Origin of the sequence: Citrobacter sp. RHBSTW-00944, from assembly GCF_013615435.1 — a bacterium.
Classification (GTDB): Bacteria; Pseudomonadota; Gammaproteobacteria; order Enterobacterales; family Enterobacteriaceae; genus Citrobacter; species Citrobacter braakii.
Window position 1 is genome coordinate 4,575,093 of sequence record NZ_CP055418.1, and the last position, 19,037, is coordinate 4,594,129.

Annotated in this window: 14 protein-coding genes, 3 tRNA genes and 3 rRNA genes; 13 read left to right on the forward strand and 7 right to left on the reverse strand. The window is 49.7% G+C overall.

The genetic code is table 11. The features are described 5' to 3' along the window. Positions 1–10 precede the first annotated feature (10 nt). The 6 genes from prmA (at position 11) to HV334_RS22200 (ending at position 4,603) form a co-directional block, all read left to right on the forward strand. Positions 11–892, forward strand: coding sequence for a 50S ribosomal protein L11 methyltransferase (prmA, locus tag HV334_RS22175; protein ID WP_047499780.1), 882 nt, complete (start codon positions 11–13; stop codon positions 890–892). Positions 893–1,020: 128 nt separating this feature from the next. Next, a complete protein-coding gene (locus HV334_RS22180) occupies positions 1,021–1,797 on the forward strand; it encodes a carbonic anhydrase family protein (protein WP_047499783.1) in 777 nt (258 codons plus the stop codon). Between the two features lie 298 nt (positions 1,798–2,095). Further along, the gene (dusB, locus tag HV334_RS22185; RefSeq protein WP_003025224.1) at positions 2,096–3,061 is read left to right on the forward strand and encodes a tRNA dihydrouridine synthase DusB; all 966 of its coding nucleotides are present in this window, start codon (positions 2,096–2,098) and stop codon (positions 3,059–3,061) included. A 25-nt stretch (positions 3,062–3,086) separates the two neighbouring features. Beyond that, positions 3,087–3,383, forward strand: a complete 297-nt coding sequence (gene fis, locus HV334_RS22190) for a DNA-binding transcriptional regulator Fis (protein ID WP_000462905.1) — start codon at positions 3,087–3,089, stop codon at positions 3,381–3,383. Between the two features lie 88 nt (positions 3,384–3,471). Next, positions 3,472–4,356, forward strand: coding sequence for an adenine-specific DNA-methyltransferase (gene yhdJ, locus HV334_RS22195; protein ID WP_181221934.1), 885 nt, complete (start codon positions 3,472–3,474; stop codon positions 4,354–4,356). Between the two features lie 82 nt (positions 4,357–4,438). Next, entirely contained in the window at positions 4,439–4,603 is a 165-nt protein-coding gene (locus tag HV334_RS22200) for a DUF2556 family protein (protein ID WP_047499793.1), read from the forward strand. Positions 4,604–4,649: 46 nt separating this feature from the next. On the opposite strand, the gene envR is transcribed toward HV334_RS22200, so the two are convergent. Beyond that, the gene (gene envR / locus HV334_RS22205) at positions 4,650–5,306 is read right to left on the reverse strand and encodes an acrEF/envCD operon transcriptional regulator (protein WP_181220908.1); all 657 of its coding nucleotides are present in this window, start codon (positions 5,304–5,306) and stop codon (positions 4,650–4,652) included. Positions 5,307–5,719: 413 nt separating this feature from the next. Here envR and HV334_RS22210 point away from each other — a divergent pair, with 413 nt between their 5' ends. The 7 genes from HV334_RS22210 to HV334_RS22240 all read left to right on the forward strand — a co-directional run bounded on the left by HV334_RS22210 (position 5,720) and on the right by HV334_RS22240 (position 15,118). Next, on the forward strand, positions 5,720–6,883 hold the full coding sequence (locus tag HV334_RS22210) for an efflux RND transporter periplasmic adaptor subunit (protein ID WP_103767055.1): 1,164 nt from the start codon (positions 5,720–5,722) through the stop codon (positions 6,881–6,883). 11 nt (positions 6,884–6,894) lie between these two features. Continuing rightward, positions 6,895–10,008, forward strand: coding sequence for an efflux RND transporter permease subunit (locus HV334_RS22215; protein ID WP_181220909.1), 3,114 nt, complete (start codon positions 6,895–6,897; stop codon positions 10,006–10,008). 272 nt (positions 10,009–10,280) lie between these two features. Continuing rightward, positions 10,281–10,502 carry a lipoprotein gene (locus tag HV334_RS22220; RefSeq protein ID WP_003025292.1) on the forward strand — a complete coding sequence of 74 codons (222 nt, stop codon included), beginning with the start codon at positions 10,281–10,283 and terminating at the stop codon, positions 10,500–10,502. A gap of 460 nt (positions 10,503–10,962) precedes the next feature. Beyond that, positions 10,963–11,988 carry an amino acid ABC transporter substrate-binding protein gene (locus HV334_RS22225; RefSeq protein WP_003025295.1) on the forward strand — a complete coding sequence of 342 codons (1,026 nt, stop codon included), beginning with the start codon at positions 10,963–10,965 and terminating at the stop codon, positions 11,986–11,988. A gap of 69 nt (positions 11,989–12,057) precedes the next feature. Continuing rightward, positions 12,058–13,239, forward strand: coding sequence for an amino acid ABC transporter permease (locus HV334_RS22230; protein ID WP_181220910.1), 1,182 nt, complete (start codon positions 12,058–12,060; stop codon positions 13,237–13,239). A gap of 9 nt (positions 13,240–13,248) precedes the next feature. Then, the gene (locus HV334_RS22235; RefSeq protein WP_181221936.1) at positions 13,249–14,352 is read left to right on the forward strand and encodes an amino acid ABC transporter permease; all 1,104 of its coding nucleotides are present in this window, start codon (positions 13,249–13,251) and stop codon (positions 14,350–14,352) included. Between the two features lie 7 nt (positions 14,353–14,359). Then, complete coding sequence (locus tag HV334_RS22240; RefSeq protein WP_016154732.1) at positions 14,360–15,118, forward strand: amino acid ABC transporter ATP-binding protein; 759 nt, start codon at positions 14,360–14,362, stop codon at positions 15,116–15,118. Positions 15,119–15,203: 85 nt separating this feature from the next. Here the strand turns inward: HV334_RS22240 and rrf (HV334_RS22245) are convergent. The 6 genes from rrf (HV334_RS22245) to HV334_RS22270 all read right to left on the reverse strand — a co-directional run bounded on the left by rrf (HV334_RS22245) (position 15,204) and on the right by HV334_RS22270 (position 19,036). Then, positions 15,204–15,319: ribosomal RNA gene (gene rrf / locus HV334_RS22245) — 5S ribosomal RNA — on the reverse strand. A 38-nt stretch (positions 15,320–15,357) separates the two neighbouring features. Next, positions 15,358–15,433: transfer RNA gene (locus HV334_RS22250), tRNA-Thr, on the reverse strand. A gap of 14 nt (positions 15,434–15,447) precedes the next feature. Beyond that, positions 15,448–15,563, reverse strand: a 5S ribosomal RNA gene (rrf, locus tag HV334_RS22255). Positions 15,564–15,660: 97 nt separating this feature from the next. Then, a 23S ribosomal RNA gene (locus tag HV334_RS22260) occupies positions 15,661–18,567 on the reverse strand. Between the two features lie 208 nt (positions 18,568–18,775). Then, positions 18,776–18,851: transfer RNA gene (locus HV334_RS22265), tRNA-Ala, on the reverse strand. 108 nt (positions 18,852–18,959) lie between these two features. Next, a tRNA-Ile gene (locus HV334_RS22270) sits at positions 18,960–19,036 on the reverse strand. Position 19,037 lies beyond the last annotated feature (1 nt).

Genomic DNA, 19,037 nt, shown 5'->3' on the forward strand with positions numbered 1-19,037 from the left:
GAGTTTTGCCATGCCATGGATCCAACTGAAACTGAACACGACCGGTGCCAACGCTGAAGAGTTGAGCGATGCGCTGATGGAAGCGGGCTCCGTTTCCATTACTTTCCAGGACACGCATGATACGCCGGTATTTGAGCCTCTGCCGGGCGAGACTCGCCTGTGGGGAGATACCGACGTTATCGGCTTGTTCGATGCAGAAACCGACATGAAAGAAGTGGTTGCCATCCTGGAGCAGCATCCGCTGCTGGGTACAGGCTTCGCGCATAAAATCGAACAGCTCGAAGACAAAGACTGGGAACGCGAATGGATGGATAACTTCCACCCGATGCGCTTTGGTGAACGTTTGTGGATTTGCCCAAGCTGGCGCGATGTCCCGGATGAGAATGCCGTCAACGTGATGCTGGACCCGGGTCTGGCGTTTGGTACCGGCACTCACCCCACCACCTCCCTATGCCTGCAATGGCTGGACGGTCTCGATCTTAACGGCAAAACCGTCATCGACTTCGGCTGCGGCTCCGGTATTCTTGCCATTGCGGCACTGAAGCTGGGTGCGGCAAAAGCCATCGGCGTAGACATCGATCCGCAAGCAATTCAGGCCAGCCGTGATAACGCCCAGCGTAATGGCGTTTCTGAGCGTCTGGAGCTTTATCTGCCGAAAGACCAGCCAGAGGCGATGAAAGCCGACGTGGTGGTCGCAAACATCCTCGCAGGCCCATTACGTGAACTAGCACCGTTAATCAGCGTACTGCCCGTTGAGGGCGGTTTACTGGGGCTTTCTGGCATTCTTGCCAGCCAGGCGGAAAGCGTCTGTGAGGCCTATGCCGAACTCTTTACGCTCGATCCGGTTATCGAGAAAGAAGAGTGGTGCCGCATTACCGGTCAGAAAAAATAATCCCTTCCGGCGTGGTTGCCTGACCACGCCATTTTCAGACAATTGACCAGCATACTGAGACGTTCTCCAGCGATATAATAATTTATTGATTTTGTTAATCTTTATATTGATTTTCGTTGAGTAAACGTATGCGCTTCAACCTATTTATCACAACATTACTGACAGCATGCCTGATGCCACTGACCGCGCTGGCCGCGCCATGGGGTTATAGCGGAGAATCTGGTCCCGCACAGTGGGGAGAAATCAGCAAAGAGTATGCAACATGCCAGACTGGAATAAATCAATCACCCATTGATATCCAGACCGCCACAACTCGTAAACTTGGACTTCCTTCACTCAGCATGCAATATGTCGATGGTCCGACAAGATTTCGAAGCATTAACCATACTCTGCGGGCAACAATGAGTAGCTATACCTCAAACTCCATTGAAGTTGATGGAAAGATTTATTATCTAAAACACTTAGATTTTCACGCCCCGAGCGAACATACCTTCAACGGTAAAACCTATCCGCTGGAGTTGCAGTTAGTCCACAAAAATCAAAGCGGAGACATCACTATCGTGGCGGTCATGTTTGACGTCGGCGAACCTAACCAGGCGATTCAAAATCTGTGGGAGTCATTTCCAACCATGGAGGACAACAGTATGCCCATCTTCTCGCCAGTCGATATCAACCAACTTTTACCCGACGATAAAACCTATTGGCGCTATAGCGGTTCGCTAACTACACCTCCCTGTACTGAAGGCGTCAGCTGGACTGTCCTGAAAACGCCTGTTGCCCTTTCAGCCGAACAACTGGATAAATTTCACTACATTGTTGGGCCTGCGAACAATCGTCCACCGCAGCCAGTTAATGAGCGCAAGATCATCGACAGCCATTCAGGAGATACCGAGATCCTGTACTAAAATGAGGTAGAGATCACACAATGGCGAGACAATTTGCTGATTAATTCAGCAGAATATCTTGCCAGCACCTTCTGCGGCTGAAGAAAAAATGAGAAGTTACGCAAAATTATATGTGTATATAAAATCGACACATCTTTATAATGCAATGATTTATATGATTAAATATTTTCATGCGTTCATATTTACGGCAATTCATTGATCCACCTCAGTGGATTGGTCAAAGTTTGGCCTTTCATCTCGTGCGAAAAATGCGTAATATACGCCGCCTTGCAGTCACAGTATGGTCATTTCTTAACTCATGCGCATCGGACAATACCAGCTCAGAAATCGCCTGATCGCAGCACCTATGGCTGGCATCACTGACAGACCATTCAGGACGCTGTGCTATGAGATGGGAGCAGGATTGACGGTATCCGAGATGATGTCTTCTAACCCGCAGGTTTGGGAAAGTGACAAGTCTCGTTTACGGATGGTGCACGTTGATGAGCCAGGAATTCGCACGGTGCAAATTGCCGGTAGCGACCCTGTTGAGATGGCCGATGCCGCACGTATTAACGTGGAAAGCGGCGCCCAGATTATTGATATCAATATGGGGTGTCCGGCTAAAAAAGTGAATCGCAAGCTCGCAGGTTCAGCCCTCTTGCAGTACCCGGATCTAGTGAAATCAATACTAACCGAGGTCGTCAATGCAGTGGACGTTCCTGTCACACTCAAGATTCGCACCGGCTGGGCTCCGGAACACCGTAACTGCGTAGAGATTGCCCAACTGGCTGAAGACTGTGGTATTCAGGCTCTGACCATTCATGGACGCACCCGCGCCTGTTTGTTCAATGGAGATGCTGAGTACGACAGTATTCGGGCAGTTAAGCAGAAAGTTTCCATTCCGATTATCGCGAATGGCGACATTACTGACCCGCATAAAGCCAGAGCTGTACTCGACTATACGGGGGCGGATGCCCTGATGATAGGACGTGCAGCTCAGGGAAGACCCTGGATCTTTCGGGAAATCCAGCATTATCTGGACACTGGGGAGCTGCTGCCCCCGCTGCCTCTGGCAGAGGTGAAGCGCTTGCTTTGTGCGCACGTTCGGGAACTGCACGACTTTTATGGTCAGGCAAAAGGGTACCGAATTGCGCGTAAACACGTATCCTGGTATCTCCAGGAACACGCTCCGGATGACCAGTTTCGGCGCACATTCAACGCCATTGAAGATTCCAGCGAACAGCTGGCGGCGTTGGAGGCATACTTCGAAAATTTTGCGTAAACAGAAATAAAGAGCTGACAGAACTATGTTCGAACAACGCGTAAATTCTGACGTACTGACCGTTTCTACCGTTAACTCTCAGGATCAGGTAACTCAAAAGCCCCTGCGTGACTCGGTTAAACAGGCACTGAAGAACTATTTTGCTCAATTGAATGGTCAGGATGTTAACGATCTCTATGAGCTGGTACTGGCTGAAGTAGAACAGCCCCTGTTGGACATGGTGATGCAATACACCCGCGGTAACCAGACCCGTGCTGCCCTGATGATGGGCATCAACCGTGGTACGCTGCGTAAAAAACTGAAAAAATACGGCATGAACTGATACTAATCAGCGAAATGTTTGTTTTAAAAGGCGCTACTCGGCATGGGGAAGCGCCTTTTTTATTAACGTCACACGGGAGGCTTTGGCGATGAACGCAAGATGTGAACCTGTCTATTTTGGCGATGAATCTAAAAAGATAATCCTGGGTGATGCTCTGACCGAACTGAAAAAGCTGCCGTCTGAAAGCGTCGATCTCATTTTCGCCGACCCACCTTATAACATCGGTAAAGACTTTGACGGGATGGTGGAATCCTGGGACGAAGAGGCATTTTTGGCATGGCTGTTTGAGTGCATTGACGAGTGCCATCGCATTCTCAAACCACACGGCACCATGTACATCATGAACAATACGGAGAACATGCCATACATCGATCTCAAATGCCGCCAGCTCTTTACCATCAAGAGCCGTATCGTGTGGTCATACGATAGCTCCGGGGTGCAGGCCAAAAATTACTTTGGTTCGATGTATGAACCGCTTCTGATGATGGTAAAAGATCAGAAAAACTACACGTTTAATCGTGATGATATTTTGGTTGAAGCCAAAACGGGCGCTAAACGTGCACTGATAGACTACAGAAAGAACCCGCCCCAACCTTACAACCAGAAAAAAGTACCAGGCAATGTCTGGGAGTTTCCACGCGTTCGTTATCTGATGGACGAATACGAAAATCACCCGACTCAAAAACCCAAAGCCCTCCTTGAACGCATCATTCTGGCTTCCTCCAGTCCAGATGACAGCGTGCTGGATCCGTTTGCCGGTAGCTTCACTACCGGTGCCACTGCCGTGGAATTAGGTCGCAAGTTTGTCGGGATTGAAATCAATGCCGAGTACGTAAAAATGGGGCTCAGAAGAATGAGCATTGGTTCGCATTTTTCAGAGAATGAACTTGCAAAGGTGAAAAAGCGGAAGACAAAAAATCTGTCTAAAAAGAGTCGATTAACAGCAAAGAACGGCGATCTTTCAGCAAAGTAAAGGCATTGTAAGTCTGCTTTTCAGCTTGCAGATTTCGTGTATATTCCCTGCACGCTTGGGCATGAATACACAGGGTTTGGTAATGATTCGCAAGTATTGGTGGCTGGTTGTTTTTGCGATCTTCGTTTTTCTCTTTGATGCGCTGCTCATTCAGTGGATAGAGCTGATGACAACGGAGCACGATAAGTGCCGGAATATGAATTCTGTGAACCCCCTCAAGCTGGTCAACTGCATCGACCTCGAATAGCACGACAAAAAATACGTCGACAGCCGTCAGGCCCTGGCGGCTAAAACTATCCTGGCTGATTTTCACTCTGCATTAATTGCATTACACAGCCGTCTGGGATTAACATTTTTAATACGTTATCAACTAATACTGGCGCTTGCCCATACAAATCATAACTCACTGGATTCATTAACCAGTTTTTTATTATTCCGCTAAAGCTACCGTGCAGAATAATGATGATGACATCTAAATCCAGACTGGTGGCAATCAGATTTTCATCCACGCACTTTTGCAGTGAATCACGAATACTTTGATGACTGAGACCTATTTTATCGCGAATGGTCTGTTCTGATATCATATCGTTATGAAATTCACATTTATGATATAAAATTTGCATTAATGCCTGCTGGCGAGGATTCTGTGCAATATATTGCAATCCCACCACAAACTTTTCACGCAGTCGCTGTAAAGGATTATCACCCCAACGACCAATAAGCTTATCCTGAATAAGATCGCGTAATGAAGGTTGTTGTAACCATAGCGCATTGAACAATTGCGTCTTATTTTCAAAATGCCAATAGAGCGCCCCCCGCGTCACGCTGGCGGCATCCGCAATGTCGTTTAACGTCGTATTGCTAACACCACGCACGGCAAACTGCATAATCGCTGTTTCTATCAGGTGCTGTCGTGTTTTGAGGGCATCAGCTTTCGTTTTTCTGGCCATGGTTTCGACTGTCTGAGGTAAGGTAGAGAATGATTAACTTTCTTATGTAATATTTGCTAAACGGAACAAATGTATCACTTAGCGTTTATTTAGACGAGTTCTAAAACAGTTAATTATGGACATTGCACACGAATAAACAAAACAAATAACAACCACCAATATATTCACCAACCAAATACTTATTTCAATATGTGTTTATGCGCATCATAGCATTACTATTAAAACCATAATGAAACAACCGAAGATTAATCCTTTTTTGTTTTTACGTGCCGTGTATCACGCCCATAAATAAGTATTGCTTACATCGCAAGCTAATAATTTGTAGGATAGCCAACCATTATTTTCACTTGTGCGCGTTATCGCCTCTGCGTTACCCGGTTAATAACGAGCGTTCGGTTTTTTAAGGAATAGAAATGACGAAAAATGCCAGGTTTTCACTCCTGCCCTCATTCATCATCATGTCCGCTGTATTACTCGCCGGTTGTAACGATCAGGGAGAAACACAAGCTCACCCCGCAGAGCCGCAGGTGACTGTCCATGTCGTCGAAAAGGCGCCTTTAGCCGTGACGACCGAATTACCAGGGCGCACAACAGCATTTCGTATTGCTGAAGTCCGTCCTCAGGTCAGCGGGATTGTACTTAAACGGAATTTTACCGAGGGAAGCGATGTTGAAGCCGGTCAGTCGCTTTATCAGATCGATCCTGCGACTTACCAGGCTGACTACGACAGCGCCAAAGGCGAACTGGCAAAGAGTGAAGCGGCAGCAGCTATCGCACATTTAACGGTAAAACGTTATGTCCCGCTGGTTGGCACTAAGTACATCAGCCAGCAAGAGTACGATCAGGCCATTGCTGATGCTCGCCAGGCCAATGCCTCCGTTATCGCGGCAAAAGCGGCGGTCGAAAGCGCTCGTATCAACCTGGCCTACACCAAAGTGACATCGCCCATTAGCGGACGTATCGGTAAATCTAACGTCACCGAAGGCGCATTAGTCACGAATGGCCAGGCAACTGAGCTTGCTACCGTGCAACAACTTGATCCTATTTACGTCGACGTAACACAGTCCAGTAATGACTTTATGCGCCTCAAACAGTCCGTTGAGCAAGGGAGCCTGCATAAAGACAGCGCCAGCAGTACCGTCGAACTGGTGATGGAAAATGGTCAGTCGTACCCGCTGAAAGGTGCGTTGCAGTTCTCTGATGTCACCGTTGATGAAAGTACCGGATCCATCACCCTCAGGGCCGTATTCCCTAACCCACAGCACACGCTGCTGCCGGGCATGTTTGTGCGTGCTCGTATTGATGAAGGCGTCCAGCCGAATGCCATTCTCGTTCCCCAACAAGGGGTAACGCGTACGCCACGCGGCGATGCAACGGTGATGGTTGTCAATGACAAGAGTCAGGTCGAGGCTCGCACCGTCGTTGCTACTCAGGCGATAGGTGATAAGTGGTTAATCAGCGAGGGCTTACAGCCTGGCGATAAGGTTATCGTCAGCGGATTGCAGAAAGCGCGTCCCGGCGTAAAGGTTAAAGCAACCACCGATACCGAAACTCCAGCCGCAAAAACTGCGCAATAAGGTAACCGGACATGGCTAACTTTTTTATCAATCGCCCTATTTTTGCCTGGGTTCTGGCCATCATTCTGATGATGGCAGGGGCTCTGGCAATCATGCAACTGCCCGTTGCACAGTATCCGACCATTGCACCTCCTGCGGTCGCTATTTCTGCCACCTACCCAGGTGCGGATGCGCAGACAGTACAAGACACGGTTACGCAGGTTATTGAACAGAATATGAACGGTATCGATAACCTGATGTATATGTCCTCCACCAGCGATTCCTCCGGGAGCGTCACCATTACTCTGACTTTCGAGTCGGGTACTGACCCGGATATCGCACAGGTCCAGGTGCAAAACAAATTACAGTTAGCGATGCCCTTACTGCCACAGGAAGTACAGCAGCAGGGGATCAGCGTCGAGAAATCCAGTAGCAGTTTCCTGATGGTGGCGGGTTTTGTCTCCGATAATAACAATCTGACGCAGGATGATATTTCCGACTATGTGGCGTCTAACGTTAAAGACGCAATAAGCCGAACAGCCGGTGTCGGCGATGTCCAGATGTTTGGTGCACAGTACGCAATGCGCATCTGGCTCGACAGCAACGCAATGAACAAATATCAGTTGACTCCTCTGGACGTTATCAATCAACTGAGAACGCAGAACAATCAGATTGCCGCAGGCCAACTGGGAGGCGCACCATCCGTCCAGGGTCAACAACTTAATGCCTCCATTATTGCTCAGACACGCCTGAAAACGCCGGAAGAGTTTGGCCGCATAACGCTGAAGGTGGGCCAGGATGGTTCAATGGTTCACCTCAGAGATGTAGCCCGCATCGAACTCGGCGGCGAAAACTATAACATGGTGACGAAAATTAATGGTCAGCCCGCAACAGGTCTGGGCATTAAGCTGGCGACCGGTGCAAACGCGCTGGATACTGCCGCAGGCGTCAAAGCAAAGCTGGCTGAGTTACAACCTTTCTTCCCGCAAGGTTTGCAAGTGGTTTACCCCTATGACACTACACCATTTGTAAAAATCTCGATTAACGAGGTGGTGAAAACGCTGTTTGAAGCCATCATCCTCGTCTTCCTGGTGATGTACCTGTTCCTGCAAAATCTGCGCGCCACACTGATTCCAACTATCGCAGTGCCTGTCGTGCTGTTGGGAACATTCGCGATCCTCGCAGCATTCGGATTCTCCATCAACACGCTAACGATGTTCGGAATGGTGCTGGCCATCGGCCTGCTGGTCGATGACGCCATCGTGGTAGTAGAAAACGTCGAACGCGTCATGGCGGAAGAGAAACTGCCGCCCAAAGAGGCGACGCAGAAATCCATGGTCCAGATCCAGGGCGCACTGGTCGGGATCGCGATGGTGCTCTCGGCGGTATTTATCCCCATGGCGTTCTTTGGCGGCTCGACCGGCGCCATTTACCGCCAGTTCTCTCTGACCATTGTTTCAGCGATGGCGCTTTCTGTTCTGGTCGCCCTCATTCTTACGCCAGCGCTTTGCGCAACGCTGCTAAAACCCGTTTCCGCCGGACATGTTGAAAAGAAAGGCGGTTTTTTCGGATGGTTTAACGCCCTGTTCGATAAAAGCGTCGGGCATTACAGCAATAGTATCAGCGGTATTCTGCGCAAAACCGGACGCTACTTGTTGCTATATGTTCTTATCGTCGGCGGAATGGCTGTTCTGTTTTTACGCCTCCCTACCTCCTTCTTGCCCGAAGAGGATCAGGGGGTCTTTATGACAATGGTGCAACTTCCTGCCGGTGCGACACAGACGCGCACACAGCAGGTGCTGGATCAGATTCAGAATTACTACCTGAACCAGGAAAAAGCGAACGTAAAATCGGTGTTCACCGTTAATGGCTTCAGCTTTAGCGGCCAGGGACAGAACTCCGGTATCGTCTTTATTAGCCTCAAACCATGGGAAGAGCGTTCGGGCGATGAAAACGGCGTGACGGCTATCGTCGAACGTGCGACCAGGGCGTTCAGCCAGATTAAAGATGGACTGGTGTTCCCGTTCAACATGCCTGCCATTCTTGAACTGGGTACCGCGACCGGCTTTGATTTTCAGTTAATTGATCAGGCTAACCTCGGTCATACAGAACTGACGAAAGCCAGGAACCAGTTGCTGGGTATGGTGAGAGAGCATCCAGATTTACTGGTGCGCGTGCGCCCTAACGGTCTGGAAGATACCCCGCAATTTAAGCTGGATATTGATCAGGAAAAAGCCCAGGCGTTAGGCGTAAGTCTATCGGATATAAACCAAACGATTTCCACGGCCCTTGGCGGCACCTATGTGAACGATTTTATCGATCATGGCCGAGTGAAAAAGGTATACGTTCAGGCTGACGCGCCGTTCCGTATGTTACCCAACGACATCAACAATCTCTACGTACGTAGTGGGAATGGTGAAATGGTGCCATTCTCTGCGTTCAGTTCGTCGCATTGGATTTATGGTTCACCCCGCCTGGAGCGTTACAACGGTATGCCATCAATGGAAATACTGGGAGAGGCCGCGCCGGGTCGAAGCACCGGTGAAGCCATGGCGCTCATGGAAAACCTGGCAGCACAGCTGCCAACCGGTATCGGCTATGACTGGACGGGAATGTCATATCAGGAACGGCTCTCCGGCAATCAGGCACCTGCGTTATACGCTATTTCGTTAATCGTCGTCTTCCTGTGTCTCGCCGCATTGTATGAGAGCTGGTCTATTCCATTTTCAGTCATGTTGGTTGTACCGCTCGGCGTGGTCGGTGCGCTTCTGGCGGCGTCCATACGCGGTCTGAATAACGACGTTTACTTCCAGGTAGGTCTGCTGACTACCATCGGTCTTTCCGCCAAAAACGCTATCCTTATCGTGGAGTTTGCTAAAGATCTGATGGATAAAGAAGGTAAAGGGTTAATTGAAGCCACACTGGAGGCATCACGCATGCGTCTTCGTCCAATACTGATGACATCCCTGGCGTTTATTCTGGGGGTTATGCCTCTGGTTATCAGCCGCGGAGCAGGTAGCGGGGCGCAGAATGCGGTCGGAACAGGCGTAATGGGAGGCATGCTGACCGCGACATTGTTGGCAATCTTCTTCGTCCCCGTCTTCTTCGTTGTCGTCAGACGGCGTTTTAGTCGGCGCAACAATTAATTTGTAAAATTAAGGCGTCTTCGGACGCCTTTTTCACCTAAGATGGCCCTCTTTATTTATTAATAAGATAGCCATTTATTTCTAATAAACCCTTCCTGAAAAACTCGCCAGTCACCTTTCTTTTTATCCATTATTTTTACAATCCACATGAATTGAGATTATTCCTCATGTCAGTCTTTTTTTAAGAAGTGGTAAAATAATCGCCGAGTTCGCAGATGGCTTAGCGTTTGTCTTTGCTCAATTAGCGAAACGCTTATTTTTGAGGTAACACCATGAAAAGATTAATATCCGTTGCATTGCTTACCGCATTCCTGGCCGGCTGTGCACACGATTCTCCTTGCGTACCTGTATACGACGATCAGGGACGCCTGGTTCATACCAATACCTGTATGAAAGGCACCACGCAGGATAACTGGGAAACAGCCGGTGCCATCGCCGGTGGCGCAGCAGCCGTTGCCGGGCTGACGCTTGGGATAGTCGCCCTGACCAAATAAATCTTCTTAAAAGCGCGGTGGGTACCGCGCTTTTTGCAATAAGAATTAAATCTTCATATAAGACAAAACGTTGGTATATAGCACTCAACGTATAATAAAATTATTATAGATTTTCCTCACATATCCACGATTTGAAATTAGCATTTTTTCAGTTCTTCGTAACAGCGCGCTTTCTTTTCATTATTCTCACGTCATCAATATTAACGTACGAAATCGTTATCACGCGTCCGGTTTGATTTTTAAATTTTTTGCGCCGAAATGTGGCTTACGTTTCAATTTTGCACCACTTCAGGGCGCTGCATTTATTTTTTCCTGTCTACACTCTGGATATTGCGTCGAATAATCGTGCGCAAAAACCTGGCACTACCTTTGCTTAAAAGAGTATGGCCATAGCCACAGACAGGTAAAAGACGTTTTCAGAACGTTTCCATAACAATAATTCCTCCACACAGGATGCTCTATGAAAAAGATGATAATAGCCAGCCTGGCAGCGGCCGGCGTGCTGCTTGCGGTTGCAAATCAGGCACATGCCGGCGCAACTCTTGATGCCGTAAAGAAAAAAGGTTTTGTGCAGTGTGGGATCAGTGACGGGTTGCCTGGCTTTTCTTATGCCGATGCAAGCGGTAAGTTCTCAGGTATTGATGTCGACGTATGTCGTGGCGTTGCCTCCGCCGTATTTGGCGATGATAGCAAAGTAAAATATACCCCGCTCACCGCCAAGGAACGCTTTACCGCACTACAATCAGGTGAAGTCGACATGCTCTCTCGTAATACCACCTGGACCTCCTCTCGTGACGCAGGAATGGGAATGTCTTTCACTGGCGTAACGTATTACGACGGCATTGGTTTTCTTACCCACAATAAAGCGGGTCTTAAGAGTGCTAAAGAGCTGGATGGCGCAACGGTTTGTATCCAGGCAGGAACAGATACCGAACTGAACGTGGCTGACTACTTTAAAGCCAACAACATGAAGTACACCCCTGTCACCTTTGACCGCTCGGATGAATCAGCTAAAGCTCTGGAATCTGGACGCTGCGACACGCTGGCTTCCGACCAGTCTCAGTTGTACGCCCTGCGAATCAAGCTGAGTAATCCTGCGGAGTGGATTGTCCTGCCAGAAGTTATTTCTAAAGAACCGCTGGGACCTGTTGTACGTCGTGGAGACGATGAGTGGTTCTCCATTGTTCGCTGGACGCTGTTCGCCATGCTGAATGCGGAAGAAATGGGCGTTAACTCGAAAAACGTCGATGAAAAAGCGGCTAATCCTGCAACGCCGGATATGGCACACCTGTTAGGCAAAGAAGGGGATTATGGCAAGGATCTGAAGCTTGATAACAAATGGGCTTACAACATTATCAAGCAGGTAGGTAACTACTCGGAGATCTTTGAGCGTAACGTGGGATCGGAAAGCCCACTGAAGATCAAACGTGGACAGAACAACCTCTGGAATAACGGTGGCATTCAATATGCGCCACCGGTGCGCTAATGCGTAGTGATGTAACGGGCGCCGCGACTGCGGCGCTCAGTCCAGAGTCATAGTTACCGAGGTTTTCTTATGTTCCATCGCCGCTCAATCGTAAAAGGATCGTTATCCTTTTCTAACCCTGCGGTCCGCGCCTGGTTATTTCAAATACTTGCCGTCATTGCAGTCATCAGCATTGCGGTCTATCTCATCCATAACACGATAATTAACCTGAATAATAGCGGTATTACCTCGGGATTCTCTTTTCTCGATCGCAGCGCCGGATTTGGTATTGTCCAGCATCTGATCGATTACGAGCAAGGCGATACGTATGGCCGTGTCTTTATCGTTGGCCTGCTCAATACGCTATTAGTTTCTGCACTGTGCATTGTTTTCGCATCAATTCTCGGTTTCTTTCTCGGACTGGCACGCCTGTCAGATAACTGGTTATTACGAAAGCTCTCGACGATCTACATCGAAACGTTCCGCAATATACCGCCGCTGCTGCAGATCTTCTTTTGGTATTTCGCCGTATTACGTAACCTGCCCGGCCCACGTCAGGCCGTTAACGCGCTGGACTTGATGTTTCTGAGTAACCGGGGACTCTATATTCCGGCACCGCAAATAGGAGAAGGATTTTTTGCCTTTTGCGGCGCTGTAATTATCACTATCGTCGTCACTATCGGGCTATTTCGCTACAACAGAATGCACCAGACTAAAACCGGTCAGCTACGCCGGACCTGGCCCACGGCTCTGGCGCTGATCGTGCTTTTACCGATGATCTCACAGTGGCTGTTTGGCGCAGCGCTTCACTGGGATATCCCCGCCCTTCGCGGTTTTAACTTCCGTGGCGGTATGGTGCTTATTCCCGAACTGGCTGCCCTGACGCTGGCGCTTTCAGTGTATACCTCGGCGTTTATAGCAGAAATTATTCGAGCGGGAATACAGGCCGTTCCTTATGGCCAACATGAAGCAGCACGCTCGCTGGGTCTGCCAAATCCGGTGACACTGCGCCAGGTGATCATCCCACAGGCGCTGCGCGTCATCATTCCCCCATTAACCAGCCAGTATCTGAATATCGTCAAAAACTCCTCACTTGCGGCTGCCATTGGCTATCCGGATATGGTTTCACTGTTTGCCGGCACGGTACTCAATCAAACAGGGCAAGCCATTGAAACTATTGCTATCACGATGTCGGTGTACCTGATCATCAGCCTGAGCATTTCTCTGTTGATGAATATTTATAACCGCCGTATTGCACTGATTGAGCGCTAAGGAGCCATGATGACAAAAGCACTGCTGTCTCACCCCTCGCGTCAGAACAGTAACCCGGCAAGCCGCAGTCTACTCTGGGTGCGTAAAAACCTGTTCTCCAGTTGGTCAAATAGCCTGCTCACGCTGCTGTGCATTTGGCTGATTTGGTCATTTCTTCCGCCACTGCTGAACTGGGTATTCTTTCAGGCCAACTGGGTCGGTTCAACCCGCGCAGACTGCACCAAAGCAGGGGCTTGCTGGGTGTTCATTCATGAACGCTTTGGGCAATTCATGTATGGACTTTATCCCCACGATCAGCGCTGGCGCGTAAATCTGGCCCTGATCATTGGCCTGGCCTCTATCGTCCCTATGTTCTGGAAATCTATTCCTCACCGTGGCCGCTATATCGCCGTCTGGGCCGTCGTTTATCCCGTGGTGGTCTGGTGGTTGATGTACGGTGGTTTTTTCGGACTTGAGCGCGTAGAAACCCGACAGTGGGGCGGATTAACACTGACGCTTATCATTGCATCCGTGGGGATTGCGGGCGCGCTTCCGTGGGGTATTTTACTGGCGCTTGGACGTCGGTCTCATATGCCAGTCGTGCGGATTTTATCCGTCATTTTCATTGAGTTCTGGCGCGGTGTACCGTTGATTACCGTCCTTTTTATGTCCTCGGTCATGCTTCCTCTGTTTATGTCCGAAGGGACCAGTATCGACAAACTTATCCGGGCGCTGGTCGGCGTGATTCTTTTCCAGTCGGCGTATGTCGCAGAAGTGGTTCGCGGAGGGTTACAGGCCCTACCAAAAGGTCAGTATGAAGCCGCTGAATCACTGGCGTTAGGGTACTGGAAAACGCAAGGGCTGGTCATTCTTCCGCAAGCCCTCAAGCTGGTTATTCCGGGTCTGGTTAACACGATTATCGCCCTGTTTAAGGATACCAGTCTGGTCATCATCATCGGCCTGTTTGATCTCTTCAGTAGCGTGCAGCAGGCAACTGTGGACCCTGCATGGTTGGGGATGTCGACGGAAGGATATGTTTTCGCTGCACTGATTTACTGGATCTTCTGTTTTAGCATGTCGCGTTACAGCCAACATCTGGAAAAACGTTTTAACACCGGGCGTACACTGCACTGAGGAATTTATGAGCCAATTATTAATGCCGTCTACCGACGCGATGATTACGCTGGAAAACGTCAACAAATGGTACGGACAGTTTCACGTCCTGAAAAACATCAACCTGAAGGTAAAGCAGGGAGAACGCATCGTATTATGCGGACCTTCCGGTTCGGGTAAATCGACAACTATCCGCTGTATCAACCATCTGGAAGAGCATCAGCAAGGACGTATTGTGGTGGATGGGATCGAACTCAATGAAGATATCCGCAATATTGAGCGTGTCAGACAAGAAGTTGGCATGGTTTTTCAGCACTTTAATCTCTTTCCTCATTTGACGGTCCTGCAAAACTGCACGCTGGCACCGATCTGGGTGCAAAAGATGCCAAAAAAAGAGGCTGAAGCTCTGGCAATGCACTACCTTGAGCGAGTTCGCATTGCTGAACATGCGCATAAATATCCTGGGCAAATCTCTGGTGGGCAGCAACAGCGCGTGGCCATTGCACGCTCGCTGTGCATGAAACCTAAAATTATGTTATTCGATGAACCCACATCAGCGTTGGATCCTGAAATGGTAAAAGAAGTGCTTGATACCATGATAGGTCTGGCGCAATCAGGCATGACTATGCTGTGTGTTACCCATGAAATGGGCTTTGCCCGCACAGTGGCCGACCGGGTGATCTTTATGGATCTTGGCGAGATTGTTGAACAGGCAGCACCGGATGAGTTTTTTGCTCACCCCAAATCTGAACGCACTCGTGCGTTTTTGTCACAGGTTATCCATTAAAGCCATGCGCCGAATACAGCACTGGCGTTTAACAGATAAAACAAAAGGCCCAGTCGAAAGACTGGGCCTTTTGTTTTTATTTGATGTCTGGCAGTTCCCTACTCTCGCATGGGGAGACCCCACACTACCATCGGCGCTACGGCGTTTCACTTCTGAGTTCGGCATGGGGTCAGGTGGGACCACCGCGCTACAGCCGCCAGACAAATTCTTTTCTAAGTGCCAAACTTTAACCGAAAAACTGGTGCTGATACCCAGAGTCGAACTGGGGACCTCACCCTTACCAAGGGTGCGCTCTACCAACTGAGCCATATCAGCACACTAAATTTGATGCCTGGCAGTTCCCTACTCTCGCATGGGGAGACCCCACACTACCATCGGCGCTACGGCGTTTCACTTCTGAGTTCGGCATGGGGTCAGGTGGGACCACCGCGCTACAGCCGCCAGGCAAATTCTGTTTATCAACACACCTCTCGGTCTGTCGATGTAATCTGTAATCAAGCTGAATTTCGATGTCTCATCCGCCAAAACACCTTCGGCGTTGTAAGGTTAAGCCTCACGGTTCATTAGTATCGGTTAGCTCAACGTATCGCTACGCTTACACACCCGACCTATCAACGTCGTCGTCTTCAACGTTCCTTCAGGACCCTTAAAGGGTCAGGGAGAACTCATCTCGGGGCAAGTTTCGTGCTTAGATGCTTTCAGCACTTATCTCTTCCGCATTTAGCTACCGGGCAATGCCATTGGCATGACAACCCGAACACCAGTGATGCGTCCACTCCGGTCCTCTCGTACTAGGAGCAGCCCCCCTCAATTCTCCAGCGCCCACGGCAGATAGGGACCGAACTGTCTCACGACGTTCTAAACCCAGCTCGCGTACCACTTTAAATGGCGAACAGCCATACCCTTGGGACCTACTTCAGCCCCAGGATGTGATGAGCCGACATCGAGGTGCCAAACACCGCCGTCGATATGAACTCTTGGGCGGTATCAGCCTGTTATCCCCGGAGTACCTTTTATCCGTTGAGCGATGGCCCTTCCATTCAGAACCACCGGATCACTAAGACCTGCTTTCGCACCTGCTCGAGCCGTCACTCTCGCAGTCAAGCTAGCTTATGCCTTTGCACTAACCTCCTGATGTCCGACCAGGATTAGCTAACCTTCGTGCTCCTCCGTTACTCTTTAGGAGGAGACCGCCCCAGTCAAACTACCCACCAGACACTGTCCGCAACCCGGATTACGGGTCTACGTTAGAACACCAGCCATTAAAGGGTGGTATTTCAAGGTTGGCTCCATGCAGACTGGCGTCCACACTTCAAAGCCTCCCACCTATCCTACACATCAAGGACCAGTGTTCAGTGTCAAGCTATAGTAAAGGTTCACGGGGTCTTTCCGTCTTGCCGCGGGTACACTGCATCTTCACAGCGAGTTCAATTTCACTGAGTCTCGGGTGGAGACAGCCTGGCCATCATTACGCCATTCGTGCAGGTCGGAACTTACCCGACAAGGAATTTCGCTACCTTAGGACCGTTATAGTTACGGCCGCCGTTTACCGGGGCTTCGATCAAGAGCTTCTCCTTACGGATAACCCCATCAATTAACCTTCCGGCACCGGGCAGGCGTCACACCGTATACGTCCACTTTCGTGTTTGCACAGTGCTGTGTTTTTAATAAACAGTTGCAGCCAGCTGGTATCTTCGACTGATTTCAGCTCCATGAGTAAATCACTTCACCTACATATCAGCGTGCCTTCTCCCGAAGTTACGGCACCATTTTGCCTAGTTCCTTCACCCGAGTTCTCTCAAGCGCCTTGGTATTCTCTACCTGACCACCTGTGTCGGTTTGGGGTACGATTTTGTGTTACCTGATGCTTAGAGGCTTTTCCTGGAAGCAGGGCATTTGTTACTTCAGCACCGTAGTGCCTCGTCATCACACCTCAGCGTTAACAAGACTCCGGATTTACCTGGAATCTCCGCCTACATGCTTAAACCGGGACAACCGTCGCCCGGCTAACATAGCCTTCTCCGTCCCCCCTTCGCAGTAACACCAAGTACAGGAATATTAACCTGTTTCCCATCGACTACGCCTTTCGGCCTCGCCTTAGGGGTCGACTCACCCTGCCCCGATTAACGTTGGACAGGAACCCTTGGTCTTCCGGCGTGCGGGTTTTTCACCCGCATTATCGTTACTTATGTCAGCATTCGCACTTCTGATACCTCCAGCATGCCTCACAGCACACCTTCAACGGCTTACAGAACGCTCCCCTACCCAACAACACATAGTGTCGCTGCCGCAGCTTCGGTGCATGGTTTAGCCCCGTTACATCTTCCGCGCAGGCCGACTCGACCAGTGAGCTATTACGCTTTCTTTAAATGATGGCTGCTTCTAAGCCAACATCCTGGCTGTCTGTGCCTTCCCACATCGTTTCCCACTTAACCATGACTTTGGGACCTTAGCTGGCGGTCTGGGTTGTTTCCCTCTTCACGACGGACGTTAGCACCCGCCGTGTGTCTCCCGTGATAACATTCTTCGGTATTCGCAGTTTGCATCGGGTTGGTAAGTCGGGATGACCCCCTAGCCGAAACAGTGCTCTACCCCCGAAGATGAGTTCACGAGGCGCTACCTAAATAGCTTTCGGGGAGAACCAGCTATCTCCCGGTTTGATTGGCCTTTCACCCCCAGCCACAAGTCATCCGCTAATTTTTCAACATTAGTCGGTTCGGTCCTCCAGTTAGTGTTACCCAACCTTCAACCTGCCCATGGCTAGATCACCGGGTTTCGGGTCTATACCCTGCAACTTAACGCCCAGTTAAGACTCGGTTTCCCTTCGGCTCCCCTATTCGGTTAACCTTGCTACAGAATATAAGTCGCTGACCCATTATACAAAAGGTACGCAGTCACCCCATAAAGAGGCTCCCACTGCTTGTACGTACACGGTTTCAGGTTCTTTTTCACTCCCCTCGCCGGGGTTCTTTTCGCCTTTCCCTCACGGTACTGGTTCACTATCGGTCAGTCAGGAGTATTTAGCCTTGGAGGATGGTCCCCCCATATTCAGACAGGATACCACGTGTCCCGCCCTACTCTTCGAGTTCACAACACATGCACTTTTGTGTACGGGACTATCACCCTGTATCGCCGGACTTTCCAGACCGTTCCACTACCACACATGCTGATTCAGACTCTGGGCTGCTCCCCGTTCGCTCGCCGCTACTGGGGGAATCTCGGTTGATTTCTTTTCCTCGGGGTACTTAGATGTTTCAGTTCCCCCGGTTCGCTTCATTACGCTATGTATTCACGTAATGATAGTGTGACGAATCACACTGGGTTTCCCCATTCGGAAATCGCCGGTTATAACGGTTCATATCACCTTACCGACGCTTATCGCAGATTAGCACGTCCTTCATCGCCTCTGACTGCCAGGGCATCCACCGTGTACGCTTAGTCGCTTAACCTCACAACCCGAAGATGTTTCGTAAAACACTTCAGTGTTGCGAAAATTTGAGAGACTCGAACACACCGCTTTTCATTTCTTGTTTACGGAGAAATGAAACAGTGTGTCGTTTCAATTTTCAGCTTGATCCAGATTTTTAAAGAGCAAAACTTCGCAGTGAACCTTTTCAGGTACACTCTGAAGTTTTCTTGTGTTTTTGCAGTAAAGGATGGTGGAGCTATGCGGGATCGAACCGCAGACCTCCTGCGTGCAAAGCAGGCGCTCTCCCAGCTGAGCTATAGCCCCATTGTAGTTAAATCTCCTTTAACCTTAATTTCTGTTGAGGCAAGGCGTGGTGACGCGAAGCATACTGAAGTATGTGAGCATCGCCGCAACGCAGCATCAGCAGAAATTTGGTAGGCCTGAGTGGACTTGAACCACCGACCTCACCCTTATCAGGGGTGCGCTCTAACCACCTGAGCTACAAGCCTG

Coding starts and splice junctions, on each gene's coding strand:
- prmA (WP_047499780.1), top strand. CDS start 11: ATGCCATGGATCCAACTGAAACTGAACACGACCGGTGCCAACGCTGAA.
- HV334_RS22180 (WP_047499783.1), top strand. CDS start 1,021: ATGCGCTTCAACCTATTTATCACAACATTACTGACAGCATGCCTGATG.
- dusB (WP_003025224.1), top strand. CDS start 2,096: ATGCGCATCGGACAATACCAGCTCAGAAATCGCCTGATCGCAGCACCT.
- fis (WP_000462905.1), top strand. CDS start 3,087: ATGTTCGAACAACGCGTAAATTCTGACGTACTGACCGTTTCTACCGTT.
- yhdJ (WP_181221934.1), top strand. CDS start 3,472: ATGAACGCAAGATGTGAACCTGTCTATTTTGGCGATGAATCTAAAAAG.
- HV334_RS22200 (WP_047499793.1), top strand. CDS start 4,439: ATGATTCGCAAGTATTGGTGGCTGGTTGTTTTTGCGATCTTCGTTTTT.
- envR (WP_181220908.1), bottom strand. CDS start 5,306: ATGGCCAGAAAAACGAAAGCTGATGCCCTCAAAACACGACAGCACCTG.
- HV334_RS22210 (WP_103767055.1), top strand. CDS start 5,720: ATGACGAAAAATGCCAGGTTTTCACTCCTGCCCTCATTCATCATCATG.
- HV334_RS22215 (WP_181220909.1), top strand. CDS start 6,895: ATGGCTAACTTTTTTATCAATCGCCCTATTTTTGCCTGGGTTCTGGCC.
- HV334_RS22220 (WP_003025292.1), top strand. CDS start 10,281: ATGAAAAGATTAATATCCGTTGCATTGCTTACCGCATTCCTGGCCGGC.
- HV334_RS22225 (WP_003025295.1), top strand. CDS start 10,963: ATGAAAAAGATGATAATAGCCAGCCTGGCAGCGGCCGGCGTGCTGCTT.
- HV334_RS22230 (WP_181220910.1), top strand. CDS start 12,058: ATGTTCCATCGCCGCTCAATCGTAAAAGGATCGTTATCCTTTTCTAAC.
- HV334_RS22235 (WP_181221936.1), top strand. CDS start 13,249: ATGACAAAAGCACTGCTGTCTCACCCCTCGCGTCAGAACAGTAACCCG.
- HV334_RS22240 (WP_016154732.1), top strand. CDS start 14,360: ATGAGCCAATTATTAATGCCGTCTACCGACGCGATGATTACGCTGGAA.